We start from the raw sequence: 24,728 nt of genomic DNA on the forward strand, positions 1-24,728 counted from the left end.
AAGGCGCCATCTCCGCGGATGCGGGTGGCGCCTTTTTATATTGGGGTGACGTACGGGGTTCGAACCCGTGACCTTCGGACTCACAACCGCAGCGGCGGACCGCCGAAGCTCTACCAGCTGAGCTAACGCCACCATTGAAACGGTACAAAAAATCCTGGCAGTGGATGCAGGGCTCGAACCTGCGACACCTTGAGTCAAAGTCAAGTGCTCTACCAACTGAGCTAATCCACAATTGAAACTGTCTGTCGCCGGTGGCTGGAAGCCACAGGCGGGTCATGCAAAAGAACGTTGCGCCATGCCCCGGGTTGTCCGGACGGCGGCCTCCAAAGAGGGCTTCCTTGCTGCTCCCACGCCGTCCTTCTCTGCAGCTGGTGCGGGAGGTGCTGCTTGAAAATGTGATCCAAAACGAAAAAGCCCGGATGCTCTGATCAGAAGCATCCGGGCTTTCGCCAGCGGCCTGGTGGCCTGCTGCGACGGCTTATCTGTCGCAGCCAGGGGAGCGATCCCCTCGGATGAATTGGTTCAGTTGGTGTTGATGCAGGCGAGCATGGCTCTGCTGATGAGCAGGCTGCTGGGACACAGTAACCACCGAGACGAGCGTCGACACGGCAAGTGGCTTGCCTTCTGATGTCATGCGCTTGTTCGGCGAGGTGTTCACGATATGTCCTGGTAGATGAATTACGATGGATCGGATTCTGACATGCATTTTCACCAAATACAAGAAAAATCTTCCATTAAATGATAGATTATCTTGTTTGGTAGTGTTTTCTGACGTTGTAAGAATGCGCCGAGGTACAATGCGGTAATCGAATTTTGTCTCGTTAAATGAAGCCAAGCACCGATTTTCCAGCGACAACCGCGCGCCGAAGGGTTGTCCTGCATGTGCGCACCTTGATGGCCAGCCGCGGCGTGCGCTCGGTCGCCGCGCTGCAGCGCATGTTAATTAGCGCAGGCGTCGACATTTCGAATCAGCAGCTGATCCGTATCATCGACAATACTAGCACCCGCCTGAACATGGATGTGATTAACGGTCTGCTTAACATCTTCAAGTGTTCGGTTTACGATCTGATAGGTGAGGAAGCCATTCCCGATGCCAATGGCGCCGGGCATGAGCCCGACGGGCACTAGGCTGAACGCTTATCCACGAGCGCATGGAGATCGCTTGGACGAGAACATTCCGCCTTCCGCGCAAAGCATCATGTCGATGCGCCCGGACTGTCAAGCTTTTTGGAAATCGAAAGGCGACTTGCTATCCGCAGTGACGGTAAGGTGAAGCTTGTCGCGGGTTGAGGCCGCGCGAGGGCGGCCTTCCCGGGTGAAATGAAGTTACAAGCGAATGCGCAGTTCGCGCCGGCCAGCGGTTGAAGACGGCGCCTGAATCGTGAGCGACTTGCTTGCAGCGTCGTAGTTCGATGCGATGTCGTTGCCATCCAGTTTCACGGTACCAGGCTTAGCGTCCACGTTATGTACCACGACGCTGAAGCTGCGCGCCGTTGCCGGGTAATCCTTGCCCGTCTGCCGCGCCAGCGTCAGACGCAGCTCATTGCCGGACAAGGCGCTGGTAAAGTTGAGCAGCTCGTACTTGCTCTTCTCAAACGCGCCTGCCGTCTTGCCATCGTCGTCGTACAGCTTGCCGCTGCTGCGCTTGATGGAGCGGTCGTGGTAGTAGTGCAGGTCGATATGGCTGGTCGAGTAATCGCGCGTGGTCTGCACCAGCGGCGCCAGTGGGATGAAGGCGCCTGCCCGTACGAATACGGGAATATGTTCTGGCACCAGCTTTACCATGGTATTGCTGCCGCCTGGATGCCGGCTGCCATCGTAGAAATCAAACCAGGCGCTGCCCGCCGGGAAACGCACCAGCTTGCTCTCCTGGCCCTTGGTCACAATCGGCGTGACCAACAGATCATTACCCCACAGGTAACTCTCCGCATAGTGCTGCATGAGCTTGCTGGTAGGCTCCTGGAACAGCAGTGGCCGCATCAGCGGCAAGCCTTGCTGGTTGTTTTCGAACGCCAGCGTGTAGTTATACGGCAGCATGCGGTAGCGCAGTTCGATCGCGGTGCGCGCCAGTGCCTTGGCCGCTTCTGCGCGATGGATTGGTTCCGAGGCCACTTCTTCCTGGCCGTGCGGGCGGAAAATCGGCTGGAACACGCCGTACTGCAGCCAGCGCACATACAGTTCGTCGTCAAGGTAAGGGAAGGCGAAGCCGCCCAGGTCCGAATGCATGTAGGCCAGGCCCTGCATGCCCATCTGCAGCGCGATTTCCGGCTGCGACTGCAGGCCGCCCCAGCTGCGCTCGACGTCGCCCGACCACGGCATCATGCCAAAGCGCTGCGACCCGGACGAGCCGGCGCGCATGAGAATGAACGGACGCTCATTGGGGAAATCCTTCTGGTAGCCTTCGGCGATGATGCGTGCCCACTCGTGGCCGTAGATGTTGTGGACCTGGTCGGCCGAGCCGTTCACATGCTGCAGGTCGGACGGGTGGACTTCGGGCTCGCCCAGGTCGCCCCACCAGCCTTCCACGCCCATCTCGTGCAAGCCTTTGTAGATGTTCCAGAACCAGGTCTTCGCTTCCGGCTTGAAGACATCGATCAGGCCCGTATTGCCGAAGTAGATATCGTAGGTGTACGGCGCGCCCGCCTTGGTAGTGGCGAGAATCTTGCTGTCCACCGCCTCCTGCCACTTGGTTGACGTGGTGAGGATGAAGGGTTCGGTAATCAGCACGGTCTTGACGCCCCGGGCCTTGAAGTCCGAGATCATCTTGACGGGATTGGGGAAATTGTCCTTGTCAAAGGTGAGGTTGCCGAGCGTGCCCTTGATGTCCTTGCCGAACCAGTACAGGTCGAAAATGATGGCGTCGACCGGGATCTTGTCGGCCGCGTACTTGTCCAGCGTGGCACGCGCTTCCGCCTCGCTGTGATAGCCGAAGCGGCTGGCCAGGTTGCCCAGGGCCCAGCGCGGCGGCATGGGCTGGCGTCCGGTCAGTTCCGTGTAATTGCCCACCAGCTCATTCCAGTTGTTGCCGGCCACCACCTGGTAAGTCTTGCGTCCGCCGATGGTGTCATAGCGCAGGGCGTTGGGGTCCTTGCTGCCAAAGTCGAGCTCGCCAATCTGGGGATTGTCGAAGTGAATGGCATACAGCTTCGATGACAGCACCATGGGGATGGAATAGTTCAGCTGCATTGAACTTTCCTTGTACCCGTAGTGCGGCTTGTTATAGAGGGTGAAGGTCTTGCCGCGGCGGTTCATGCCGGCAGCGCGGGCGCCGGCGCCGTACAGCGCCTCGCCGGGGGCAAGCGTGAAGTCAAGCGACTCCATCTTGCCGTTGCGAGCGTACCCGTGTTTTTCCGCCGTCAGCGTTTTTCCCTGGTAGACGTAGGCGATCTGGAAGGGGGACTTGGTCACGACCACGCTCATGCCGGGGGTGGCGTACACAATACGCTGGGCGCTGGTGCTCAAGCTGGCCTTGACGCGCGGCGCCATGACCACCGCGTGCGAAACCGGGTCATACGTTTCGCCGCGCGGCACGAACGACGTTTCCATGATCTGCTGCGAGTAGGGGCGGATCAGATACGTGCCGTCGCTGGTGACAATCTCCAGATGGCCGGCGTGGGCCCGCGCGGTCTCGAACTTGCGCTCCGCATTCTGGGCAAAAGCGGCCTGGCTTGCCAGTAGTCCGAGAGACAGCAAACAGATAGTATGGTTTTTCATGATAGTGCCGTAGGCGTGTGTGATGGTTTCATGGTCGTGCCGCTGCAATTATGCGTGCTGTACTCGTCCGGTCGCTCCGCTATTTTGGCATGGAATGCTTGACGGATGCCGATCTCTGTTATTTGACTACAAAAGATAGAGTTTGGGAAATGATTTTTCCATTTTCCCATACTGGGAGGTTTAGTTTGATTTGGTTTGCGGAACATGTTATTTTCTTACAAACGGTGTATCTATTCCTGCTGTCGCACGCATGCGCAGCATGGGTGCTCCGTCAGACCAGGAAACGTCAAATGCTTTTGCCCGTTCACGCCACATCATTGCAGGCGCCCGCCCGGAAGGCAGGGTGCGTGCCGCCGATGGCATGCGGCGAACGTGGCGTCAATATTTCCGCACTTGTCGTATCTTTGTGATAACTGACAGGAGCATTAATGACAATCCACACCGTACCTACCACACCCTTTGCCGGCCAAAAGCCGGGCACCTCCGGCCTGCGCAAGAAAGTCACTGAATTCCAGCAGCCCGGCTACCTGCACAACTTCGTACAAGCCATCTTCGACACCATCGGCGACTGCAGCGGCCAGACCCTGGTGCTCGGTGGCGACGGCCGCTATTTCAACCGCCAGGCCATTGACGTCATCCTGCGCATGGCCGCCGCCCATGGCGTGGGCCGCATGCTGGTAGGGCGCAGCGGCATCCTCTCCACACCGGCCTTGTCCTGCGTCGTGCGCAAGCATGGCGCCATGGGGGGCATCGTTCTGTCGGCCAGCCATAATCCCGGCGGCCCGGACGGCGACTTCGGCATCAAATACAACACCAGCAACGGTGGGCCTGCGCCCGAGCGCATCACCGATGCCATCTACGCGCAAAGCCAGGTCTTGTCGCACTACCGTATCAGCGACATCAACTGCCTGAACCTTGACCAGGATGGCACCTTCGTCATCGAGGAAATGACCGTGCAGGTGATCGACCCGGTGGCCGACTATGCCGAGCTGATGGCTGGCCTCTTTGATTTTCGCGCCATCCGCGCGCTGTTTGCGGGCGGCTTTCGCATGTGCTTTGACGGCATGAGCGCCGTGGGCGGGCCGTACGCCACCACCATCATCGAAGGCATGCTGGGTGCACCGGCCGGCACGGTCATCAATGGCGTGCCGCTGGAAGACTTCGGCGGCCACCACCCCGATCCCAATCCGGTCAACGCGGCCGAACTCATCGCCCGCATGGCCGCGCCGGACGCTCCCGATTTTGGCGCGGCGTCCGACGGCGACGGCGACCGCAACATGATCGTGGGCCGCGCCTTTGCCGTGACGCCTTCCGACAGCCTGGCCGTCATTGCCACCAATGCCACCGTGGCGCCCGGCTACCGTGCCGGTATCAAGGGTATCGCCCGTTCCATGCCCACCTCCACCGCGCCTGACCGCGTGGCGCGCGAGCTCGGTGTGCCGTGTTACGAAACCCCCACCGGCTGGAAGTACTTCGGCAACCTCATGGACGCTGGCCTTGTCACGCTGTGCGGCGAAGAGAGCTACGGGACGGGTTCGGACCATATCCGCGAAAAGGATGGTCTGTGGGCGGTGCTGTTCTGGCTTAACCTGCTGGCCGTGCAAAAGAAGCCTGTGGAAACGATTGTGCGTGAACACTGGGCGCGCTTTGGCCGCAACTACTACTCGCGTCACGACTACGAGGCGGTGGACGCCATCGCCGCCCAGGAGCTGATGGCCCGGCTGCGCGCCATGGCGCCCTCGCTGGCCGGCCAGGTGCTCAACCAGTACACCGTGGCACTCGCGGACGACTATCACTACACCGACCCGGTAGACGGCTCGGTCTCGACGCAGCAGGGCATACGCATCATCATGACCGATGGCTCGCGCATTGTATTTCGCCTCTCCGGCACAGGTACCGAAGGCGCGACCATCCGCCTGTACCTGGAACGCTACGAGGCCGATCCCGCCATGCATGGCATGGATGCGGCAAGCGCTCTGGCGCCACTGGCCGACATTGCCGATGCGCTGGCCGAGCTCAAAATCCGTACCGGCCGTTCCGGCCCGACGGTGACCACATGACCAACCACCACCAACCAACAGGGACTACATGAAATTCGTCACACTCGCCGCTTCCATTGCACTGGCCTTCAGCGCCGCAGCCACTGCCAACGCGCATACACCGGCCAGGCCGTTCGCCTGGGACAGCGCGACTGTGTACTTCCTGTTGACGGACCGCTTCAACAACGCCAATCCGGCCAACGACCTGGCCTACGGCCGCAAGGCGGATGCTGCGATCATGCGCGGCTACATGGGCGGCGACCTGGCCGGCGTCACCGCCAAGATCAAGCAGGGTTATTTCACCAACCTGGGCGTGGACGCCATCTGGATCACGCCGCCGGTCGAGCAGATCCACGACAGCACCGACGAAGGCACCGGCAAGTCGTACGGCTACCATGGCTACTGGGCCAAGGACTTCACCAGTGTGGACGCCAACCTGGGTACCGAGGCCGACATGCGCGAACTGGTGGACACTGCACACGCCCACGGCATCCGCGTGCTGCTCGACGTGGTGATGAATCACACCGGGCCAGTGACGGCGCGCGACCCGGCGTGGCCGGCCGAGTGGGTGCGGCTCGATCCTGCCTGTACCTACAAGGACGCGGCCACCACGATCGATTGCGTGCTGGTCAAGAACCTGCCCGACATCCGCACCGACAACATGAAGAACGTGAAGCTGCCGCCGTCGCTGGTGGCCAAGTGGAAACGTGAAGGGCGCTACGAGCGCGAGGTCAAGGAGCTCGATGCCTTTTTCAAGCGCACCGGCTACCCGCGCGCGCCGCGCTACTACCTGATCAAGTGGCACGCCGACTGGGTACGCAAATACGGTTTTGATGGCTTTCGTGGCGACACCGTCAAACACACCGAGCCGGAAGTGTGGAAGGACCTGAAAAAAGTCGCCAGCGAAGCGTATGAAGACTGGAAGCGCGCTAATCCGTCCAAGAAGCTGGGCGACGACAAGTTCTACATGACGGCCGAAGTCTATAACTACTCGCTTAACCATGGCCGCAAGTTCGACATGGGTGGGCAAAAGTTCGTGGACTTTTACGACAACGGCTTTGACAGTCTGATTAACTTCAGCATGGCCAGCGACGCGAAGAAAAGCTACGAGCAGATCTTCAGCAATTACTCGGCCACGCTGGCCGGGCCGCTCAAGGGCTATTCGGTCATCAATTATCTCAGTTCGCATGACGACAGCAATCCCTTCGACCCGCTGCGCACCCGCGCCTTTGAAAGCGCGACCAAGCTGATGCTGGCGCCCGGGGCGGTCCAGATTTACTACGGCGACGAAACGGCGCGCCTGCTCAAGGTGGAAGGGGCCAAGGGCGACGCCACGCTGCGCTCCTTCATGAACTGGCAAGACCTGGCCGACAACGCCCAGCGCGACGGCTATCGTATCGCCGACCTGCACCTGCACTGGAGCCGGCTGGGCCAGTTCCGCCGCGCGCATCCGGCCGTGGGCGCCGGCGTGCACCAGCAAATGAGCACCAGCCCGTACACATTCTCGCGCGTGCTCGAACGCGGCGAACTGCGCGACCGCGTGGTGGTGGCGCTCGACCTGCCAACCGACAAGCCGGCGCCCGTTGCCGTGAACGGGGTCTTCATGGACGGCCAGACGGTGCGCGACTACTACTCGGGCAAGACCGCCGTTGTCGCCGACGGCAAGGTGCAATTTGACTCGGGCAAGTCGATGGTCCTGATCGGGTACTGAGTCTTGTAAAGGGAACCGCGCCGCCCCCGAGCCGGGGCGGCGATGGCCAGTTCCCTGTGCCACTTTTTGGTGCATTTCGTACAATAGGGTATGCTACGCGCGAACCAGCCTATTTAACGCGATGACCAAAGAATCCGACACCGAACAAAAATACAGCCGTACGGCCTACGCCGACGGCCCGCGCCTGCTCGCCGACATCGGCGCCACCCATGCCCGCCTGGCCCTTGAAACGGCGCCCGGCGTGCTGCGCTCCGTGCGCGTGCTGATGTGCGATGACTTCCCCGGCATCGTGCCGCTCCTGCAGTCCTACCTGGCCGACCACAAGTCCACCCGCATCAATCATGCCGCCTTTGCGCTGGCCAATCCGATCAGCGGCGACATGATCCGGATGACCAACCGCGACTGGACATTTTCAACCGACGAAGTGCGCCGCATCCTGGGCCTCAATACCCTGTTGATCGTGAATGACTTCACGGCGCTGGCCATGGCGCTGCCGGCACTGCCGCAGGAAGCGCTGCTGCAGGTCGGCGGCGGCACGGCAGCGTCGAATGCGGTAATCGGCGTGCTGGGGCCTGGCACGGGCCTGGGCGTGTCCGGCGTGATTCCTACCGCAGACGGCTTCGTCACGCTGGGCAGTGAAGGTGGCCACGTCAACTTCGCACCGGCCGACGACCGCGAGTTTGCCATCCTGCAGTCCGCCTGGAAGGAGTGGCCGCACGTGTCCAACGAGCGCCTCATCTCCGGTCCCGGCATGGAAATCATTTACCGCGCCCTGGCCGAGCGCAACGGCGTGCAGGCCGCGCCGCGCACGTCGCCCGAGATCATCAGCGGCGCGCTGGAAGAAAACGATCCACTGTGCCTGGAAGTGCTCGAGTGCTTCTGCCTGATGCTGGGCGGCGCTGCCGCCAACCTGGCCGTGACCCTGGGCGCCTTTGGCGGTATCTTCATTGGCGGCGGCATTGTGCCGCGCATGTCGGAGCTGTTTGCCAAATCGGGCTTTCGCACCCGCTTTGAAGCCAAGGGCCGCTTTACCGACTACCTGGCCCAGATTCCGACCTACGTCATCATGACTCCCAATCCGGCCTTCTACGGCGTGGCGACGATCCTGTCCGAGCACCTGCGCGGCCGCAGCGGCGCCAACACGCTGATGGAGCGCGTGCAGCATCTGCAGCACGAGCTGTCGCCGGCCGAGCAGCGCGTGGCCACCCTGGTCATCGAACATCCGCGCAAGGTGCTGGGCGAACCAATCGCCGAGATCGCGCGCCTGGCCGACGTGAGCCAGCCGACCGTGATCCGCTTCTGCCGCTCGCTGGGTTTTCTCGGCCTGGCCGACTTCAAGCTCAAATTCGCCAGCAGCCTGACCGGCACCATCCCGGTTCGCCACAGCCAGGTGCGCACCTCCGACAGCACCCACGACCTGTCGGCCAAGGTGATCGACAATACCGTCTCGGCGATCCTGAAGTTCCGCGACCAGCTCGATGTGGTGGCAATCGACCGCGCCATCGAACTGCTGCGCAATGCGCGCCGCGTCGAGTTTTACGCCATGGGCAATTCGCGCGTGGTGGCGCTCGATGGACAGCACAAGTTCTTCCGCTTCCGCATTCCGAGTTCGTCATACGGTGATTCGCACCTGTTCAAGATGGCGGCGGAACTGCTCAACCCCGGCGACGTGGTCATTGCCATCTCCACCTCGGGCCAGCTGCCGGAGCTGCTGGGCGCCGTCGATGCGGCATGCGCGGCAGGTGCCGACGTCATCGCCATCACCAGCAGCAAGTCGGCGCTGGCGAAAAAGGCCACGGTCTGCCTGGCGGTGGATCACACCGAAGACAGCACGCATTTCCTGTCGATGATCTCGCGCATCCTGCAGCTGCTCCTGATCGACATCATGTCGGTGGGGATCTCGCTGGGATCGCAGGACGACGAGGGCGATTCAGCCAAAAAACGTCTGCTGATCTCGCACCTCGATATCTGACCGGCTTTACTCCACAAACACGACGGCGGTGCGCGGCGGGATGATCATCTCGCCGCTGCCGCTGTCATAGGCAGCAGCCCTGGCGCGCTGGTCCCCGGCCTTGGGAGCCAGGTGGACCGGGTGCAGGCGCAATCGCGCTGCGTCCTCGCGCGGCATGGCCACGCCGTGCTTGACCTTGTCCACGTTAATGAAATAGTGCACGGCCTTGAAGTTGGCACCGCCGTAGCCGGCGCCATCAATGCGCGCACCAATCACGGTCGGCGTGGCGGTGGGGTAGAAGCGCAGACGCTCGTTGATGTCGGCCGCCGTGCGCAGGCGGAACAGCGTGGAACTGGCGCGGATGGCCAGCAGGTCGCGGAAGGCATCGCGCGTGAACGCGATGTCGGCCGGCGCCGGCTTGATGCCGCGCTTTTCCAGCAATGGCTTGATGAGCGCGTAATCCTTTTCGTTATCGGGCGCGGGCGGCAGGCCGGTAGCAAAATAATTGTCGCGGTAGGTCCAGTCCATGCGGTTGAACCAGTCGCCGGAATTGAAGCTGTTGCGGTCCAGTGACTTGGAACGCAGGGTATCCATCCCTGCGTGGAAGTAGGCCACGCCCTGGCTGAAGGCATTGATGGCAGCGCCCAGCACTTGCACGCGCGCGCGCTCGGCAGATGGTGTATCGAGCGGCAGCTTGAACACGTTAATGTCAAACAGCGTCTGGTTGTCGTGGTTTTCCACGTAGTTGACCACTTCCGACGGTTCGCTGGCGTAGCCGGCCGGCTGGCCGTTGTAGTCGATTGCATCAAGGCGCATCTCGCCGCCGCTGTGCACCGGCAGGCGGTAGCTGCGGATGGAGCCGGCCAGGCCGACCTTGACCATGTCCGCCGCCTTCTTCAGGTCGAGCAGGGTTTGCTTGCCGCCCAGCGCATTCGGATCGTAGTACAGGCCATTGATGTAACCCTGGCGCGCGATCAGGTTTTCGCCGCTGTCGGCCGCCGAGCCACCGCGCACGGCATCGCGCGCGCGGTCGCTGAAGGTGCCGATGCCCGAACCGTTGAGCGAGAGCTGCGAGGCCTGCACGAAGCGCTTGCCATTCTCCACTTCACCGAAATTCCAGCCTTCGCCAATGAGGTGCACATGGCGTCCGGCGGCCTTGTTCACGCGCTGCTGCAGCACTTCCATGACCGCGCGTGGCTGGTGGCCCATCAGGTCAAAGCGGAACGAATCGATCTTGTACTCGCGCGTCCACAGTTCGGCCGAATCGATCATCAGGCGCGCCATCATCGTGTTTTCGGTCGCGGTGTTGTCGCAGCAGGTGGACTGCTCCACGCCGCCTTCGGCGTTGAGGCGGTGGTAGTAGCCGGGAACCACGCGGTCGAGGACTGATTTTTCCTTCTGGCCCGAGGCAAAAGTATGGTTGTAGACCACGTCCATGCCGACGCGCAGGCCGGCCTTGTGCAGGTCCATCACCATCTGGCGCATCTCGATGATGCGCCGCGCGCCATCGGCCGGATCGCTGGCGTAGACGCCTTCGGGCGCGCTGTAGTGCAGGGGATCGTAGCCCCAGTTGAAGCAGTCGGTGTGGGCCGTCTTCATCACCAGCGCCTGCTGGCGCGGGCTGGCGGGCGCGCCGGTGGGCGCCGGCACTGCGCAGTTTTGCTCGGGAACGCTGCCAATATCATAGACCGGCAGCAGGTGGATATCGGTCAACCCGGCGCGGCTGAGCGCTGCCAGGTGGCGCATGCCCTTGGACTGGGTGACGCCGAAGGCGCTGTATTTGCCCCGCTTTTCGCGCGGCACGCTTGGATCGTTAATGGAGAAGTCGCGCACATGCAGCTCGTACACCACCATGTCGGTCTGGGCCTGCACCTTGGCTGGCGGCGCACTGGCATCCCAGCCACGCGGCTTGAATCGTGGCGACGCCAGGTCGGCAATGTAACTGCGCTTTGAATCGGGCCCCACGCTGACCGAGTACGGGTCCGTCACCAGGTTGCGCACCAGGCCCTTTTCACCGGCCATCACTGTCACGGCGTAAGCATAGTACGTACCGGTCAGGTCGGCCTTGTGGGCAGCGCTCCAAATGCCGGTGGCGGCGTCCATGGTCATCGGCGTTACCTGCCCCTGGTCGCCGCTTGAGCTGTCGTACAGGCATAGCTGGACTTGCTGCGCCGTCGGGGCCCACAGGGCAAAGGAGGTCTGCTGTTTGACCGGCGTGGCGCCAAGCGGGCCAGCCGTAGCGGCCGCGCTGTACAAATCGTCGAGCGCGCCCGCCGCCTGCAGGCGCGTGGCTGCGGCCACTGTGCCGTCGGCGTTTTCGCGCACCAATACCAGCTGCTGCTGATGCAGTTGGCGCAGGCGCGCGGGGTCGTTGGGTGCCAGCGAAAACACCGGGCCATCGGCCAGGTACTTGAAGCGAGTTGCGGTGGCGGCGGCCATGGTGCCGTCGAAGGCACGCAGCGCCACTTCACCGGCAGCGCCGGCCACCTTGGCGCCAACACGGGCGTTGATTGCCCCTGTCGGGGAGTGGTACAGCTTGAAAACGCCATCGGCCTTTGCGCCAGGCCACTTGAGGGTGGAGCGGTCGAGCCACACGGCGCGCGCATCGAACGGCGCGGCGGCGGGATGAAGGACGGTTTCAAAGCCCGCCGCGCAAACGGCATTGGCGCCGGCGGCATGAACCGCCAGCGGGGACAGGACACCTCCCGCAATCAGGAAGGTGGTGGCGACAGCAGGAAAATAGCGCATGAGAGGTCTGGTCCTTGTACTGAAAGTACATCAAGATATCCCCGCCAATTGGCAGGCAGGCCCCTCATGGTAAAGCATTTTATGTAGCTTTCCTACACAATTGACTTCCTTACTTGCTGTCGGTGGTCCGGTAGTTGTCCACCATCTTGTAGCGGGTGGCGTACCAGCCGAATATGACGGCCGCCACCAGCGCGAAGCCGGCATAGAAATACATCTGGAAGGCGATAGGGCCGAGGCCTGTCTGGGCAATCTCGCCAAGCACGGCTTCATTGCGTACCGTCTTGTTAAAGATGAGTACCCACAGGTTGCCGACCGTGATCGCCAGGAACCAGAGCGCCATGATCACGCCCTTCATGGTGCGCGGGGCCTGGCTGTAGGCAAACTCGAGTCCTGTGGCCGATACCAGTACTTCGGCAAAGGTCAGTAGCGCATACGGCAGGATCTGCCACGTCATCGACATGGGGGTGCCGCCATCCATGGCCACCTGGATGGCGCCGATCACGATCCACGACAGGCCGGAGAAGGCGATACCGGCCGTCATGCGGCGCAGCGGTGTGGGTTCAATGCCCATCTTGCGCAGAGCGGGGTAGAGCACCAGGTTATTAAATGGGATCAGGATCATCACCAGCAGCGGGTTAAGCGCTTGCATCTGGGCCGGGGCGAAAGTGAAGGGGCTGCCAAACAGCGAGATGGTCGGCGCCACCATGTCGTTGGCCTGCACGATCCAGGTTGACGCCTTCTGGTCGAACAGCGAGTGGAAAGGCGTCGACAGGGCGAACACGATCAGGATGCGCAACACGGCGCGCACGCCGTCCACCGCTTCATCCGGGTGGATGCCGCGGGCCCGTTCCAGCTGCATGGAGGTGCCGATGCCGCCAAACGCGATCAAGAGCACAATGGCCCAGCAGATCGCAATGACCACGCCCAGCTGCGACCAGAACGCCAGCGACACAACGGCGCCCAACACGCCAATGCAGGCCACATAAAAACCTGGGCGGCCCTGGCCGGGGCGCTGCGCCAGCAGTGCGGTGCGCGCCACGCGCATGAAGGAGTTGGGATCGGTTGGTGCAGGTGGCACGTGCACGTATTTCTTGCGGCCGGACCAGAAGATCAGGGTCGCGATGAACATCAGGATGCCCGGGATGCCGAACGCGATCGACGGGCCATAGCTGCGCAAGAACACCGGCATGAGCAGCGACGCGAAGAATGAGCCGAAGTTGATCATCCAGTAGAAGGCGTCATACACGACTTTCGCCTTGTTCTTGTTGGTCTGGTCAAACTGGTCGCCAACGAAGGAGGAAATCAAGGGCTTGATGCCGCCAGAGCCGAGCGCAATGAGGAACAGTCCGAAATAGAATCCCTTGATGTTGTCATCCCAGATGGCCAGGCACGCGTGTCCTGCGCAGTAAACAAGACTGAGCCAGAAGATCGTGTCGTATTTGCCGAAGAAGCGGTCTGCGAGCCAGCCGCCAAGCAGCGGGAAAAAGTACACGCCAATGACGAAGGTGTGAAAGATATCCTTGGCTTCGCCGGCCCGCTGCTCGGGCGCCATGAACAGCAGGAGGGTGCTGATCAGGAATGGCGTAAGGATGTTGCGCATGCCGTAAAAGCTGAATCGCTCGCATCCTTCAGTGCCGACGATGTACGGAATCTGCCTGGGCATTGGCCCGTTTCCGTCGTGTTTCTCTACCTGCGACATTGCTACTCCCAGTATTTTAATCAGACGCGATCCTAAGCTTATGCAACAGGACTGGCAACAGCTAAAATTTTCCGATGTAGTTTGACTACCGCTGTGTCAGCTCAGTCAGCCAGGGATGTGATATAAGCTGTTGATTATTAAAGGTATTGCGCAATTTCTTGTCGATGTTGATGTGGTTGTGAAAAGCTGTCATGTACTGTATATTATCTACAAAACATAACGAGACCCGCCTTATGACCACTCCAGACACTCCTTGGTGGCGCGAAGCCATCATCTATCAGGTATACCCGCGCAGCTTTCTCGACACCAATGGCGACGGCGTGGGCGACCTTCCGGGCATCACCGCCAAGCTTGACTACATCGCCTCCCTCGGTGTCGACATTGTTTGGATCTCGCCCTTCTTCAAGTCGCCGATGAAGGACTTCGGCTATGACGTCTCGGATTACTGCGACGTCGACCCGCTGTTTGGCACGCTCGCCGACTTCGACGCCCTGATCGCCAGGGCGCACAGCCTGGGCCTGAAAATCATGATCGACCAGGTCATGTCGCACACCGCCGAAGAGCATCCCTGGTTTGCCGAAAGCCGCAAGAGCCGCGACAATCCCAAGGCCGACTGGTATGTGTGGGCCGACCCGCGCCCGGACGGGAATCCGCCCAATAACTGGATGTCGGTCTTTGGTGGCTCGTCGTGGCAATGGGACAGCCGCCGCAAGCAGTACTTCATGCACAACTTCCTGGCCAGCCAGCCTGACATGAACTTCCACAATCCGGAAGTGCAGCAGGCGCACCTGGACAGCCTGCGCTTCTGGCTCGAGCGCGGCGTCGACGGCGTGCGCATGGATGCCTGCAATTTCCACTTTCATGATCTCGAACTGCGCAGCAATCCGCCGGCCACCAACCGCGACACCGCCACGGTGACCGACGTGAACCCGTACGGCATGCAGGCGCACATCTATGACAAGACGCGCCCGGAAAACCTCGCCTTCCTGCAGAAGATCCGCAGCCTGCTCAATGAATACGGTGCCATCGCAATTGGCGAAGTGGGCGCCGACGATTCGCTCGCCGTCATGGCAGACTACACGGCCGGTGGCGACAAGCTGCACATGGCTTACAGCTTCAACCTGCTGACCTCCACCTTTACCGCTGCCTACATCCGGTCGCAGGTGGAGCAGTTTGAAGCGCGCGTCAAGGGCGGCTGGGCATCCTGGTCGGTCGGTAACCACGACGTCATGCGCGTGGCCTCGCGCTGGGCCAAGGGCGCGCCGACGCCGGCGCTGTCCAGGCTCGTGCTGGCCATGCAGCTCTCGCTCAAGGGCACGCCATGCCTGTACCAGGGCGACGAACTGGCGCTGCTCGAGGCGGACGTGCCGTTTGAATTGCTGCAGGACCCCTATGGCATCACTTTTTGGCCTGAGTTCAAAGGCCGGGATGGCTGCCGCACGCCCATGCCATGGGAAGCAGGGAAGCCGCACGCCGGCTTCACCAGCGGCAAACCGTGGCTGCCCGTGGCCGAGCAGCATATCGGCGCGGCGGCGTCGGTGCAGGAGGGCGACCAGGCATCCACACTCAATTTTGCTCGCCGCCTGATTGCCTGGCGCCGCGAACAGCCGCAGCTCACACGCGGCGACATCGTCTTCTTTGACGCGCCGGAGCCGGTGCTGGCGCTGCGCCGCGACCTGGCCGGTTTTCCCGGCATGCTCGCCATCTTCAACCTGGGGCCGGAGCCGGTCAGCTTCACCCTGCCGCAGGCCGAAGGCGTGGCGGCGGTGGGAGGGCATGGCTTTGATGGCACCGTGAGCGGCACCACCGTTGCGCTGCCTGCCTATGGCGCCTGGTTCGGCACAGCTGCCTGAGGTCATATGAACGACCATACCGAAGCAGACAGGTTTGCCCGTACCGCGTTTGCGGACGGACCGCGGCTGCTCGCCGACATTGGCGCCACCCATGCGCGGCTGGCGCTGCAGACTGCACCGGGCGTATTCCGCTCGGTGCGGGTGCTGCAATGCGACGATTTTGAAGGCATTGTTCCCCTGCTTCGGTTTTACCTGTCCGACCACGAAGACACGCTGCACCATGCCGCGCTGGCGGTTGCAAACCCCATCAACGGCGACCAGGTCCGCATGACCAACCGCGCGTGGGAGTTCTCCACCGACGCGGTACGGCGCGAATTGGGCTTGCAGACGCTCCTGATCGTCAATGACTTTACCGCCCTGGCCATGGCCATTCCCGGCCTGACCCAGGAAGACCTGATGAAGGTCGGCGGCGGCACGCCGGCCTCCAACGCGGTTGTGGGCGTGCTGGGACCGGGCACCGGCCTGGGTGTGTCGGGCGTGATCCCCACCATGGATGGTTTCGTCACGCTGGGCAGCGAAGGGGGGCACGTCAACTTCGCGCCCGCCGACGAGCGTGAGTTTGCGATCCTGCAGTTTGCCTGGAAGGAGTGGCCGCACGTATCGAACGAGCGCCTCATCTCAGGCCCCGGCATGGAAATCATTTATCGGGCCCTGGCACAGCGTAACGGCGTCAAGGCGCCGCCGCGCACCTCGCCCGAAATCCTCGTGTGCGCGCTCGACGAGCAGGACCCGCTGTGCATCGAAGTGCTCGACTGCTTTTGCGGCATGCTGGGCGGCGCGGCGGCCAACCTGGCTGTCACCCTGGGCGCTTTTGGCGGTGTCTTCATTGGCGGCGGGATCGTCCCGCGCATGGGCGAATGGTTCGCGCGCTCGCAGTTTCGCGCCCGCTTTGAAGCCAAGGGGCGCTTTTCGAGCTACCTCGCAGAGATCCCCACTTACGTCATCACCACCCCCAACCCCGCCTTCCACGGCGTGGCTACCATCCTTTCCGAACACCTGCGCGGACGCAGTGGCGCCAACACGCTGATGGAGCGCATCGGCCACCTTCAGCACGAACTGACGCCCGCCGAGCAGCGCGTGGCCACGCTGGTGCTCGAGCATCCGCGCCTGGTGCTCAATGAGCCGATTGCCGGTATCGCCAGGCTGGCGGAAGTGAGCCAGCCGACCGTGATCCGCTTTTGCCGCTCGCTGGGGTTTCTGGGCCTGGCCGACTTCAAGCTCAAGTTTGCCAGCAGCCTGACCGGTGCCATCCCCGTGCGCCACAGCCAGGTGCGCACCGGCGACAGCACGCATGACGTCTCGGCCAAGGTGATCGACAATACCGTGTCGGCCATCCTCAAGTTCCGCGACCAGCTCGACGTGCGCTCGATCGACCGCGCCATCGAACTGCTCACGCATGCGCGCCGGGTCGAGTTCTACGCCATGGGCAATTCGCGCGTGGTGGCGCTGGACGCCCAGCACAAGTTTTTCCGCTTCCGCATCCCGAGCGCGTCCTATGGCGACTCGCACCTGTTCACGCTTGCCGCCGAACTGCTCAAGCCCGGTGACGTGGTGGTGGCGATTTCAAACTCCGGCCGCCTGCCCGAACTGCTGACGGCAGTGGAGGCGGCCCGCATGGCTGGCGCCGACGTCATTGCCATTACCAGCAGCGGCTCGCCGCTGGCGCGCAAGGCGAGTGTCTGCCTGGCGGTGGACCATACCGAGGACAGCACCACCTTTTTGTCGATGATTTCGCGCATTCTCCAGCTGCTGCTGGTCGATATTGTCTCGGTCGGCATCTCGCTCGATGCGCGCCATGCGGGCGATGGCGACAATGGCACGGCCGATGCCGACCATGGCCGCATGCTGATCTCCCACCTGGGGAGCTGAGACTAGTTGGCGCTGGTGCGCGCGATGGGATTCTTGGTGGCGCGCCACTGGTCCAGGGTCAGGTTGTCGCCCGACTCCAGGTCTTCCACCAGGATTTCGCCGGTGTCCTGGCCAACCAGGAAGCTCTCCCAGCGATGGGCCGCATCGGGCGTGTTCTCGACAAAGCTGAACTGCCAGTAGTGCTTGCCGCCGATTTCCTTGGGCGTGGGACCGTACTCGATCAGTGCGCCGCGGATGCTGCCGCCTGATGATTTTTCCAGGTGCTCGAACCATGCACGCAGTTCCGGCAGGGCCGCCAGGTCGGTGCGCGCCTTCTCCTTGTCGCGCGGGCCGACGAAGGGAGCTTCCTTGACCACGATGGGCATGGGGACCGGCTCGGTCACGGTGCCACTGGTGGGCGAGGTTCCCATTGCATAGGCCAGCGCCAGTCCCACGACAAACGTAGTGATGCCGGCGGCAAGGGCTTTAGTATTGTGCATGTCAGGGAACCGGTTGCTGTAACTGCGGCCATACTAAACCAAAGAAAACGCAACGGCAACCGGCGCACGGGCAGGCTGCGCTTGCGCCTGCCCATCGCGCCGGCAGCTTTTACTTGAGGACCGTATTGACTTTCAGGGTCTGCTCAAGGTACTTGGCCAGTTCCGGCGACGGCTCTGCCGGGGCGGCCGTACCGAGGTGCTGGTGCATCATGCGCTGGAGCAGATGGCTGTATGCCTGGCGCACGATGGGCTTGCGCGGGTTGTGGCCTTCGTCCGGATCGAGCAGCAGGCCCACCGGCTTGTCCTTGCCCTGCAGGCGCGCCACGTAGTCGGTCACGCCTGCCACGTCAACGATGTGGTCCTTGCCGCCGGCAAGAATGAGCAGTGGCCGGGTGATCTTGTCGGCATTGAATGCCGGTGCGGCGTCATTGATCTTCTTCATCGCGGCGCCGTCGCCCAGGTCGATGCCCATTTCGGCCAGCGTCACGGCGAACGGTGCTTCGTCGCCGTAAGCCGGTCCTTTCGCCGCCGCTGTCATGGTGCGCACAAAGTCAGTGGGTGGCACCGTGGCCATGCCAAACTTGAACAGGTCCGGCGTGTGCGACAAGGCCAGCAGCGTGGAGTAGCCACCGAAGGAGTCGCCCATGATGGCGACGCGGTTCTTGTCGCCGACACCGTTGGCAAGCAGGTAGCGCACGCCGTCGATGATGTCGGCCTGCACCCGGCCATTGCCAAAGTCGGCCCCCGGCGCGAGCATGTATTTGTCGCCATGACCGGTCGAGGCGCGGAAGTTGGGCTGGAATACGGCAGCGCCGCGGTTGACGGCCAGCTGCACCAGGGTGGTGTAGTCATTGTCGAAGCGGCCCCAGGGTCCGCCATGGACCATGGTCAGCAGCGGCACGGTGGCCGGGTCCTTCCCCGGCGGCAGGCTCAGGTAGCCATGCAGCCGGGCGCCATCGGAGCCGCGGTACTGGACCGGAATCTTGGCTGCCAGGTGCTGTTCGGCCAGCGGTTCAGCGCGTGCCCGTTCAGCGGCCAGGACCGGCGTGATGCGGCGCGTGGCCGCTTCGTACAGCCAGTGCCGGTCCTGCTGCAGGCGCGCGCCGCGCTCCGTCAGCAGCCAGCGGGCCGCGCCAGCACTCGGGCTCATGATCACATTCGAGTCAGGGAAGCGCTTGGCGATATCGGCGGCGGCGCGGGTCGCGGCCGGCGTCAGGCCAATATTGCGCCGCTGCGGTGCGTCATACACCGCCAGCAGCGGGGTGGGCGACGCAGGTGCCAGGACCGTGCGACCCAGGTCGGCAATACGCAGCGGGTCGCTGTGGACCAGGCGCTGGGCGCCGCTGCGGGTATCGACGCTCACCAGTGCCTTGCGGTCGTCCTGGTAGTTGACGATCATGGAAAGCTGGCGCTGGTCCGGGGTCGCGCTCACGAGCTGGCAGGCACGCAGTTTCTTGCAGCGCGCGGCCTCGGTCCATTTTCCGTCTGCGCGGCGCAATACCAGTTGCGAGAAGTCCGCTTCCAGCGTGCGGATGAAGCTCACCTGGCCGGCCGGATCGACGAGGAACTCGTGTACCTTGCGCTCGCCCTCGTAAATCACCTGGGACTTGCCGTCGGCGCCCACACGGCTGATGCGAAATACCTTGGCGGCTCGGTCGAAGCTCTCGGTCAGCACGGCCTGCGGCTGGCTGGGATCGACGCTGACGAATTGCTGTTCCAGTTTGCGGTCGAATGCGGCGATCTTGCTGCTTGCGCCATCGGCCAGCGCTACCTGGGCTACGCCGTCGCCGCTGCTCATGAAGATGATCTTGCTGTCGGAGGACCAGTGCAGCTCCTGGCGCCCGCTCACGGGCAGCAGCTGCTTGCGGGCCGAGGTTGTCAGGTCCATCACGTACAGCGCGTTGTCCTTGCCGTCCGATTCAAGGAAAGCGAGCGTGGCGCCATCCGGCGACAGCTTGACCTGCGCCAGGCGCGAGCGGCGCGCGAAATCCTCGTCCTTGAGCTGGGGGGCAGGCGGCAGGGCTGCGCTGCGCGTCAGCTGTTCGGCCAGGCTCGGCGCCCGTGTCTGGGCAGCCTGCAGGGGCAGGGCAGCGAAGGCCAGTGCCAGGAACAGGGCGTGGGCCGGGATGCGCGATGGTGTTGTTGTGCTGTTCATACAGTCTCCTTCGGTTGATGTTGTCAGGTCAGGCGGCAAGCGGCCTGACGGCCGGCTGCGCGATGGTTGCCACGGCGCGGCGTTGCAGCACCGCCAGGCAGGCCAGGGCGGGCAGCCCCACCAGCAGGCAGTTGAGGATCCAGATCGTCTTGCGGCGCGCCGTGATGGCGCTGCCACGCAGCCACCACCAGGCGCCGAGGGCAGCCAGCAGGCAAGCAGCCAGCGCCGCTGCCCATACCTCCGGCGGGCGCACTTCTTCCAGTTCGTTGGTGCGGCGGGCCTGGCCTTGGTCGAGGATGTAGCCTTTGTCCAGCAGCGCATCGGGCAGCGCAAGTACGGTATGCAGGACCGGCGACACCCACCAGTTGTGATGCTCGAACAGCGGGGAAAAGTCGTGCGCGAGCGCGCGCTGCGCTACCAGGCGGCTCGCACCCTGCGCGTCCACCAGCACGATGAACTGGCTGGCGTGGCCGGAACCGCGCGTCATGCCGCGTCCAAAGCTCATGGACACGAGCCGCGCGTCGAGCAGGGTGGCGATGTCGATGCGGTCCAGGTCACTGAGGGGCGCGGGCAGGTCCACGCTGAAGCGCTGTTCCAGCATCGCCGGCGCGGCTTGCTCGTCCGGCCTGGCAAAGGCGATCAGGCGCTGGTTGGTTATCACGTACAGCAGGCCGTCCACCTGTTTCGGCTGGCGCGCCAGCGTTTCCGGGGCCTGCACGCGCAGCAGGGGGCGGGTGGTGCCGGACTCGGGATCGTGAAGGTGCAGCTCTTGCGGCGTCACGAAGTAGCCCCCTTCGGCCACCACCGGCACCGATGGGAAGGGCGTGCGCTGGTTGATGCCGCCCAGTCCCGCCACGCCGCGCTCCTGCAGGGTGTGCAGGTCGCGGCCGTGATACAGCATGTCGTCATGGCTGAAGGTCCATTCGATGTTGCGCTTGCTGTCCACGTAGCTCGGTGCGCTCAGGTTGCTGACCTGGTGGCGTACCGGATACTGGTCGCCGCTCGGTTCAAAATTGGCGATGTCGAGCAGCGGAATCTGGCGCTGCCATTGCGCGCTGCGCGGGTCGGTGCTGTGTGCCAGGCCCTTGAGCATCAGATCGGCGCTTTCCGCGCGTGTCGATTCCGTGTAACCGCCGGCCGGTGGTACCGGGCGGTTGAGTGGATGGACGCCGGAGAGGATCAGCAGGTTCTGGAAAACCAGCGACCCGCCCCACACCAGCGCAAAATAAAAGCCGATCTGCAGCGGCGCCGCGGTGGCCAGCAAGGCGCCCCCCGCTGGTGGCGCTGCGCGGTCCGGCTTGAAGGTGCCAAAGGCGATGATGGCCAGCAGCGCCAGGCATAGCAGCGCCGGTACCAGCATGACGAAGCCGGAGGCGAGGTGGCCGAGCAGCAGGAACGGCAGCACGGCAACCACGATCGCACTGCGGCGGCCGTACAGGATCACGTAGCTGCCGATCAGCCAGGCCATGGCGGTGAGCAGCACTACGTGCACCACCATCAGATAGTGGCGGGTGTCGACCACGCGTGTACTTAGCGCATCGGTCGCGCCAACGGCGAGCAGTGCCGGCAAGCCGACGGCGAACACGATCAGCGCAAAGGAGGCAAGGGTGATCGCGCCGAAGATCGCGGCGCGCGGCAGCGGCCGGTGCAGGAGCCATAGCCAGCGGCTGCCCTGCTTGTAGCTGCCGAACTGCACCAGCGCAAAGGCGAGGCCGGCCAGCATGTACACGGCCAGGATCACCATGTGCGGCTCCCACGGCAGCTGCAGCAGGTTGAACATGCGGTTGACGAACAGCTGCAGAACCAGATGGACGGCGGCAAACACCAGGGCAGCGTTGCGAAAGCGTCTGCACTCGCTGTAGAAAAGGTCTTTCATGGCGTCTCCTAGGCTGCTGCCGCAATGGCGGGCGTGGATGATATGTGGCTGCTGGCGAGGAAGCCGTTGATGGCGCGGTCCAGGCTCACCGGCATGGCGTGGGCCGTGCGCGCGCCCATCAGGCGCAGGCGGGCGCCGAAGTCTTCCTGCTGGTCAAAGACGACAAAGTGGGTCAGGCCCTCGATACGCTGCACCTGGAGCACGCCCGGCAGGGTCGAAAAGTCCGGTTCGCGGAACGGGAATTCGGCCACCCACAGCTGCACCCGTTCGCAGAAGTCGCCCGGCGCCGACATGTGGCGCAGGCGGCCCCGTTCGAGGATGATCAGGTTGTCGGCCACGCGCTCGATTTCTTCCATCTGGTGCGAGCAGTAGATGATGGTCGATTCGTCGGCCAGGCTGGAGAACATGAGCGCCTCCAGAAAGGCGCGCTTGGCCACCACGTCCAGGCCGAGCGTGGGTTCATCGAGCACCAGCAGTTCCGGACTTTGCGCCAGCGCGAGTGCCAGATTGACGCCGGCCCGTTCGCCGCGCGAGAGTTCGCCGATCTTTTGCGCGGGCAGCACGTTGAAGTTGCGGATCACGTCGGCGTAGCGCTCTTCGTTCCACTGGCTGTACTGGCGGCGCTGCATGGCCGTCACTTCGGCCACGCCCATCCAGGCGGGCAGGGTATGCTCTTCGTTGACGAAGCCGATCCGTCCGCGCAGCTGCGGCGTGAGGGCCGCACTGTCGCAGCCCAGGATGCGCGCGCTGCCCGCGGTGGGAGTGTCAAAGCCGAGCAGGACCCGGAACAGGGTCGACTTGCCGGCGCCATTGGCACCGACGATGGCGTGAATGCCGCCGCGTGGCACGTGCAGGGTCAGTGCGTCGAGCGCGCGCTTGTTGTCGTACTGGACGGTCAGGCCGTCGGTCTGGATGATGAGCTGGTCCATGATGCTCCTTATGCCGTCTTGCGCGGCAGGCATTGATCGAGTTCGTCGGCCACGCGGTCCAGCACCTGGCCGCTGCTGTAGTCAAGCCCAATGACGTCGCCCACGAAGCGCTGCACCGCGTCATCGAGGCGGCGCGCGCGCTCGTCGTCCGACAGGCGCTGGCGCGGCGTGGCGACGAACAGGCCAAGCCCGGCGCGCGCATCGAGCCAGCCTTCGCTTGTCAATTCGCTGTAGGCCTTGGCCACCGTGTTGGGATTGACGGTGAGCTGCTGCGCCAGCCCGCGCACGCTGGGCAGGGCCGCGCCCACCGGCAGTTCGCCGCTGGCGATCAGTCGCCGTACGCCGTCCACGATCTGGCGATTGATGGGGCGGGGGTCGCCGGTGGCGATGTGGAGCATGAGGGCTGCGCGTCGGGTCATTGTGTCACCTGTCTACTGTACTATTACGGTTAGTACAGTAACAGCGTGCAATGGCCGCGTCAACCAATTAGTGAAAAACGGTTGCAACGCCGCGCGCCTGGGGGGCGCGGCGGGAAGGATCAGGCCAGGCGGGCTTCTATCTGGGCCAGGGTGGCAGCCGCGCCCATCGTGCGGGCCAGTTCGAGCGCCGTCATGCCGCGGCTGTCGATGGCGTTGAGGTTGGCGCCGTGTGCGAGGAACAGGTCAACGATTTCGGTACGGTTGAACATGGCTGCCATCATCAGTGGCGTCTTGCCATCCGGGCTGGCGCCCTCCACGTCGGCACCGTGCTGCAGCAGCAGGCGCGCAATGTCCGTGTAGCCCTTGTAGGCGGCGCCGGCCAGCGGCGTCTGCCCCTGGTCATTGGCAATCTGGGGATTGGCGCCCGCTTCAAGCAGCAGGCGCACCGTGTCCAGGTGGCCGTGATAACTGGCCAGCATGATGAGGCTGTCGCCTTTTTCATTGCGGAAGTTAACCGGCATTCCTTTTTCGATCATCGGACGCAGCGACTCGGCGTCGCCCGCGCGCACCAGATTGAAGACATTGCGAATGAAGGCCAGCGTTTCCTGGTCCATGGCCGGCTTGCCCGACGATGGGTGTCCCTGTTGCTCGTGCATGATGCTCCCGTTTGGCGATTAGCTTGTCGAAAGAGCATTATGATCTTTCCTGCCAAGTCGCGCAGTTCGCTTGGAACAGGGAAGCTATTGGTGCGATCAAAATTTTTTTCTTTGCTTTTCAAATGAGAATGATTATTATTTGCATTCCTGAGAAAAGAAGGACGCCCCATGCTTACCGCCGCCAAAACCGCCAGCCAGATTGCCACCCACACCTTGATTGCTTTTGGCCTCATGTATGGCATGACGGGGTCGGCCGCCTTTGGCGGCGTGGCGGCGCTGGTGGAGCCGGTGATCAATGTCCTGTTGCTGCCCCGGCACGCCAGGTTCTGGCAGGCCCGGCGCCAGCGCATCAGGCGCATCGCGCTGGCGATCGCGGCCGAAAAGGTATCGCAAACGCTCATGCACATGGGCGTTGCCTTCCTGACGGGCTTCGGGCTGACCGGTTCGCTTGCCTTTGGCGGGGCGATGGCGCTCATTGAACCCGTATGCAATGTCATCATTTTGCCGCTGCACGATGGCCTGTGGGAGCGTATGCGCCTGCGATGGGCGCGAGCGCTGTGGCTGCCAGCATAGAAAGCTGGCGCCCATGAAAAAAGCCTGCAGGGCGAACCGCTGCAGGCTTTTTTTTGT

16 protein-coding genes and 1 tRNA gene are annotated in these 24,728 nt (G+C 63.1%); 7 read left to right on the forward strand and 10 right to left on the reverse strand.

The annotated features are described in order from the left end of the window. Positions 1-41 precede the first annotated feature (41 nt). Positions 42-132: transfer RNA gene (locus tag KY495_RS13755), tRNA-OTHER, on the reverse strand. Positions 133-825: 693 nt separating this feature from the next. Here KY495_RS13755 and KY495_RS13760 point away from each other — a divergent pair. Next, positions 826-1,128: a helix-turn-helix transcriptional regulator gene (locus tag KY495_RS13760; protein WP_219879979.1), complete on the forward strand. Its 303-nt coding sequence runs from the start codon at positions 826-828 to the stop codon at positions 1,126-1,128. Positions 1,129-1,326: 198 nt separating this feature from the next. Here the strand turns inward: KY495_RS13760 and KY495_RS13765 are convergent, their stop codons facing one another. Beyond that, on the reverse strand, positions 1,327-3,714 hold the full coding sequence (locus KY495_RS13765; RefSeq protein WP_219879980.1) for a TIM-barrel domain-containing protein: 2,388 nt from the start codon (positions 3,712-3,714) through the stop codon (positions 1,327-1,329). 428 nt (positions 3,715-4,142) lie between these two features. Between KY495_RS13765 and KY495_RS13770 the strand changes: the two genes are divergently transcribed. The 3 genes from KY495_RS13770 (at position 4,143) to KY495_RS13780 (ending at position 9,436) form a co-directional block, all read left to right on the forward strand. Beyond that, the gene (locus KY495_RS13770; protein ID WP_219879981.1) at positions 4,143-5,774 is read left to right on the forward strand and encodes an alpha-D-glucose phosphate-specific phosphoglucomutase; all 1,632 of its coding nucleotides are present in this window, start codon (positions 4,143-4,145) and stop codon (positions 5,772-5,774) included. 28 nt (positions 5,775-5,802) lie between these two features. Next, entirely contained in the window at positions 5,803-7,464 is a 1,662-nt protein-coding gene (locus KY495_RS13775; RefSeq protein ID WP_219879982.1) for an alpha-amylase family glycosyl hydrolase, read from the forward strand. 121 nt (positions 7,465-7,585) lie between these two features. Continuing rightward, entirely contained in the window at positions 7,586-9,436 is a 1,851-nt protein-coding gene (locus tag KY495_RS13780) for a glucokinase (RefSeq protein ID WP_219879983.1), read from the forward strand. 6 nt (positions 9,437-9,442) lie between these two features. On the opposite strand, the gene KY495_RS13785 is transcribed toward KY495_RS13780, so the two are convergent. Next, on the reverse strand, positions 9,443-12,163 hold the full coding sequence (locus tag KY495_RS13785) for an alpha-1,6-glucosidase domain-containing protein (RefSeq protein ID WP_219879984.1): 2,721 nt from the start codon (positions 12,161-12,163) through the stop codon (positions 9,443-9,445). A gap of 109 nt (positions 12,164-12,272) precedes the next feature. Beyond that, a complete protein-coding gene (locus KY495_RS13790; protein ID WP_219879985.1) occupies positions 12,273-13,826 on the reverse strand; it encodes an oligopeptide:H+ symporter in 1,554 nt (517 codons plus the stop codon). A gap of 269 nt (positions 13,827-14,095) precedes the next feature. Between KY495_RS13790 and KY495_RS13795 the strand changes: the two genes are divergently transcribed. Further along, a complete protein-coding gene (locus KY495_RS13795) occupies positions 14,096-15,715 on the forward strand; it encodes an alpha-glucosidase (RefSeq protein ID WP_219879986.1) in 1,620 nt (539 codons plus the stop codon). 6 nt (positions 15,716-15,721) lie between these two features. Then, entirely contained in the window at positions 15,722-17,584 is a 1,863-nt protein-coding gene (locus KY495_RS13800) for a glucokinase (protein ID WP_219879987.1), read from the forward strand. A 2-nt stretch (positions 17,585-17,586) separates the two neighbouring features. Here KY495_RS13800 and KY495_RS13805 read toward each other — a convergent pair whose 3' ends face one another. The 6 genes from KY495_RS13805 to KY495_RS13830 all read right to left on the reverse strand — a co-directional run bounded on the left by KY495_RS13805 (position 17,587) and on the right by KY495_RS13830 (position 24,098). After that, a complete protein-coding gene (locus KY495_RS13805; RefSeq protein WP_229518298.1) occupies positions 17,587-18,063 on the reverse strand; it encodes a hypothetical protein in 477 nt (158 codons plus the stop codon). Positions 18,064-18,172: 109 nt separating this feature from the next. Beyond that, on the reverse strand, positions 18,173-20,218 hold the full coding sequence (locus KY495_RS13810) for a prolyl oligopeptidase family serine peptidase (RefSeq protein WP_219879988.1): 2,046 nt from the start codon (positions 20,216-20,218) through the stop codon (positions 18,173-18,175). Between the two features lie 28 nt (positions 20,219-20,246). Continuing rightward, positions 20,247-22,094 carry a hypothetical protein gene (locus KY495_RS13815; RefSeq protein ID WP_219879989.1) on the reverse strand — a complete coding sequence of 616 codons (1,848 nt, stop codon included), beginning with the start codon at positions 22,092-22,094 and terminating at the stop codon, positions 20,247-20,249. A gap of 8 nt (positions 22,095-22,102) precedes the next feature. Further along, positions 22,103-23,023, reverse strand: a complete 921-nt coding sequence (locus tag KY495_RS13820; RefSeq protein ID WP_219879990.1) for an ABC transporter ATP-binding protein — start codon at positions 23,021-23,023, stop codon at positions 22,103-22,105. An 8-nt stretch (positions 23,024-23,031) separates the two neighbouring features. Continuing rightward, positions 23,032-23,442 carry a GntR family transcriptional regulator gene (locus KY495_RS13825; protein WP_219879991.1) on the reverse strand — a complete coding sequence of 137 codons (411 nt, stop codon included), beginning with the start codon at positions 23,440-23,442 and terminating at the stop codon, positions 23,032-23,034. Positions 23,443-23,561: 119 nt separating this feature from the next. Continuing rightward, positions 23,562-24,098, reverse strand: a complete 537-nt coding sequence (locus KY495_RS13830) for an ankyrin repeat domain-containing protein (protein ID WP_219879992.1) — start codon at positions 24,096-24,098, stop codon at positions 23,562-23,564. Between the two features lie 168 nt (positions 24,099-24,266). On the opposite strand from KY495_RS13830, the gene KY495_RS13835 reads away from it, so the two are divergent. Then, a complete protein-coding gene (locus KY495_RS13835) occupies positions 24,267-24,671 on the forward strand; it encodes a DUF2061 domain-containing protein (RefSeq protein WP_219879993.1) in 405 nt (134 codons plus the stop codon). The last annotated feature ends 57 nt before the right edge of the window (positions 24,672-24,728 follow it).

Origin of the sequence: Massilia sp. PAMC28688 (assembly GCF_019443445.1) — a bacterium.
Taxonomy (GTDB): domain Bacteria; phylum Pseudomonadota; class Gammaproteobacteria; order Burkholderiales; family Burkholderiaceae_D; genus Telluria_A.

Bases quoted from the DNA above. Each gene is read 5' to 3' on its own strand.
- KY495_RS13760 (WP_219879979.1), top strand. From the start codon at position 826: ATGAAGCCAAGCACCGATTTTCCAGCGACAACCGCGCGCCGAAGGGTT.
- KY495_RS13765 (WP_219879980.1), bottom strand. From the start codon at position 3,714: ATGAAAAACCATACTATCTGTTTGCTGTCTCTCGGACTACTGGCAAGC.
- KY495_RS13770 (WP_219879981.1), top strand. From the start codon at position 4,143: ATGACAATCCACACCGTACCTACCACACCCTTTGCCGGCCAAAAGCCG.
- KY495_RS13775 (WP_219879982.1), top strand. From the start codon at position 5,803: ATGAAATTCGTCACACTCGCCGCTTCCATTGCACTGGCCTTCAGCGCC.
- KY495_RS13780 (WP_219879983.1), top strand. From the start codon at position 7,586: ATGACCAAAGAATCCGACACCGAACAAAAATACAGCCGTACGGCCTAC.
- KY495_RS13785 (WP_219879984.1), bottom strand. From the start codon at position 12,163: ATGCGCTATTTTCCTGCTGTCGCCACCACCTTCCTGATTGCGGGAGGT.
- KY495_RS13790 (WP_219879985.1), bottom strand. From the start codon at position 13,826: ATGCCCAGGCAGATTCCGTACATCGTCGGCACTGAAGGATGCGAGCGA.
- KY495_RS13795 (WP_219879986.1), top strand. From the start codon at position 14,096: ATGACCACTCCAGACACTCCTTGGTGGCGCGAAGCCATCATCTATCAG.
- KY495_RS13800 (WP_219879987.1), top strand. From the start codon at position 15,722: ATGAACGACCATACCGAAGCAGACAGGTTTGCCCGTACCGCGTTTGCG.
- KY495_RS13805 (WP_229518298.1), bottom strand. From the start codon at position 18,063: ATGCACAATACTAAAGCCCTTGCCGCCGGCATCACTACGTTTGTCGTG.
- KY495_RS13810 (WP_219879988.1), bottom strand. From the start codon at position 20,218: ATGAACAGCACAACAACACCATCGCGCATCCCGGCCCACGCCCTGTTC.
- KY495_RS13815 (WP_219879989.1), bottom strand. From the start codon at position 22,094: ATGAAAGACCTTTTCTACAGCGAGTGCAGACGCTTTCGCAACGCTGCC.
- KY495_RS13820 (WP_219879990.1), bottom strand. From the start codon at position 23,023: ATGGACCAGCTCATCATCCAGACCGACGGCCTGACCGTCCAGTACGAC.
- KY495_RS13825 (WP_219879991.1), bottom strand. From the start codon at position 23,442: ATGACCCGACGCGCAGCCCTCATGCTCCACATCGCCACCGGCGACCCC.
- KY495_RS13830 (WP_219879992.1), bottom strand. From the start codon at position 24,098: ATGCACGAGCAACAGGGACACCCATCGTCGGGCAAGCCGGCCATGGAC.
- KY495_RS13835 (WP_219879993.1), top strand. From the start codon at position 24,267: ATGCTTACCGCCGCCAAAACCGCCAGCCAGATTGCCACCCACACCTTG.